Source organism: Streptomyces sp. NPDC002779, from assembly GCF_042888685.1.
Classification (GTDB): domain Bacteria; phylum Actinomycetota; class Actinomycetes; order Streptomycetales; family Streptomycetaceae; genus Streptomyces.
On the sequence record NZ_JBIAQC010000070.1, the window covers coordinates 1 to 2,385 of the forward strand.

Here is a 2,385-nt window from a genome sequence, read left to right on the forward strand (position 1 = left end):
AGATCCTCGGCTGGAAGACACCGGCCGAGGTCTTCGAGGAGCAGCTACGCTCACTACAACAGCCCGGTGTTGCAACGACCGGTTGAACTCGCCCAATACGTATCGATTCGGTATACCGAGAGGCTGTCCGAGATCGGGGCTTCAGCCTCGGTCGGCTCGGTCGCGGACAGCTACGACAACGCGATGGCCGAGGCCCTGAACGGCACCTTCAAAGCCGAGCTGATCGAGATGCAAGGACCATGGCGGGACGTCGACCAGGTCGAGCGGGCGATCTTCCAATGGGTCACCTGGTACAACGAGGAACGGCTCCACTCCGCCCTCGACTACGTACCGCCCGCCGAGTACGAACGCGAGTGGTGGCGACAACAGGAAGCCACCCCGCAGTCCGCCTGAAACAAGATCACCGGACTCTACGAAACTCGGGGCAGCTCAGTACAGACAGCCCCGGGAAGCTTGTGATGATGTCTGCGTCAGGGTGTGCGAGGAATGCCTCTTCCGTCGCCGCCGCGAGCTGAGTGACGCTGAGGCAGGCGGCGTCGACCTGTCGGACGAGCGCCACTGTCTGATGTCCCAGAGCCTTTTCGACCTGCGGCAGTTGCCGCAGGTAGTCGGCTCGGAAGATTGCCCGCAGCCGCTCGACCTCGGCTTCGATTCCGCAGCGTGGGCGCTCGCCCCGTTTGAGCAGCGCGCGCAACTGGCTGCGGGTCAGCCTGGCGGCGTCGGCCGGCGGGGGTGCGGCAGTCAGGATCAAGCGGGCGCGTGGTGAGTCGAGTCCGGGTTTGCCGGCGCCGTGAAAAGCGGCAAGGGCAGCTGGATAGTACCCGCGCAGATGTGACCGGAGCCGGTTGATCATCTGCTGCCGGTCCCAGATTGCATCCTGATGAGCGCGGGCCAGAACGGCGATGGCCTGCCCGGCCTCGCTGTCGTCGGGCAAGGGACGATGGGCGTGTCGGTCGGTGCGCAGGATGTTGGCCAGCACCCGGGCGTCCGCTGCGTCGGACTTGGCGCGGGAGACGTTGCCACGATCGCGATAGCGTGCTGCGGCCAGGAGGTTGATCGCATAGATCTGGCGTCCGGTGGCCCGCAGACCGGCGACGAGGAGCCCGCGCGGCGTCTCGATGGCGACAGGAATCGGATTCTCTGCGCTGTCACCGTGCCGGGTCAGGAGCTCTATCAGCGCGTGGAAGCCTGCGCTGTCGTCGCTGATCCGTAGCTTGGCCACCTGGGTTCCGTCTTGGTCGACGAGGGCTATGTCATGGTGGCCCTCCGCCCAGTCGATGCCGCAAAAGATTTTGTTCAAGCCGGTACCTCCGTACGAATCTGCAGGTCAGTCCCATGCGGAGCACGCGGCGCTCTAATAGAAGTGCTCCAGGCACGCCATCTCATGAGCCGTTCGTGTCTCCAGCGACCGACAGGGACCTCGGTCTGCTGGAGAGCTCATGGGGCTCGCGAACTGCTGAGAGGTGGCCCCTGGCGGCGGGCTGAGGACATGAAGACCGCTGATCCGAGCTTCTGCCGGACGGGACCGGTCTTAGACGAGAGATCAAGGTCCCGGAACTACCGAAGGTCTCCGCTCGGCAGGGCAAGGTGCGAGGTGGAACCGGTCCTGGAAGGGAAGCAGCTTCCCGCCTCGCATGGTGCCTCTTGCGCTTACGCGATCGGGGCCACCGGTGACCTATTAGAACTACCGGTACTCCACCAACCATCAGGTCGTCATCGACGCGGACACTCGACTGGTCGTCGTGGTCGGCCGGCCACTGCCCGGCAACCGCAACGACTGCAAGGCATGGGCCGAATCTGGTGCCGAAGCCGCCGTCGGTCGGACCATCACGATCGCCGACGGCGGCTATCCCGGCACCGGGCTCGTCATCCCGCACCGTCGGGAGCGTGGCAGACCGACCTCCCGGCCTGGAAGGAGGAACACAACCGTTCCCACAAACAGGTGCGTGCCCGCGTCGAGCATGTCTTCGCCCGCATGAAGACCTGGAAGATCCTTCGGGACTGCCGACTCAAAGGCGACGGCGTCCACCACGCCATGCTCGGCATCGCCCGTCTACACAACCTCGCCCTGACCGGGTGATCAAAGCAGAGACAGACCAGGTCAGGCCGGATCAGGGACAGCCCGCCGCAGAGGCCGCTGATGTCCGCAATCCAGCCGGGCGCCGTTGGCATCAACGACTACGCAGTCCAGAACGACCTTGGTGGGGTCGCCGTCCTCGTAGAGCCACACGGTGATGCAGTCCGTCGAGACGTAGGTGTCGAACCAGACATCGATCCCTTCGGCCTCCGGCCTGAGGTTCCCCCGTCATGCGGGAGGTGCTGATCAGCTGGTCAGCAGGGGTTGATGGGTGTTCAGATTCGTTGGTTCGGCTGTCGCCTGCTCGG

The 2,385-nt window shown here is 64.9% G+C and carries 1 protein-coding gene and 2 pseudogenes; 2 read left to right on the plus strand and 1 reads right to left on the minus strand.

Features of this window, described 5'->3' with window-relative positions; all coding sequences use genetic code 11:
* Positions 1 to 66: 66 nt before the first annotated feature.
* A complete protein-coding gene (locus ACFYW5_RS37840) occupies positions 67 to 393 on the plus strand; it encodes a transposase (protein ID WP_389421678.1) in 327 nt (108 codons plus the stop codon).
* Positions 394 to 430: 37 nt separating this feature from the next.
* Here ACFYW5_RS37840 and ACFYW5_RS37845 read toward each other — a convergent pair.
* Positions 431 to 1,300: pseudogene (locus ACFYW5_RS37845) on the minus strand (IS110 family transposase); the annotation flags it as partial.
* A 382-nt stretch (positions 1,301 to 1,682) separates the two neighbouring features.
* On the opposite strand from ACFYW5_RS37845, the pseudogene ACFYW5_RS37850 reads away from it, so the two are divergent.
* Positions 1,683 to 2,080 (plus strand): annotated as a pseudogene (locus ACFYW5_RS37850) (transposase); the annotation flags it as partial.
* Positions 2,081 to 2,385: the final 305 nt, after the last annotated feature.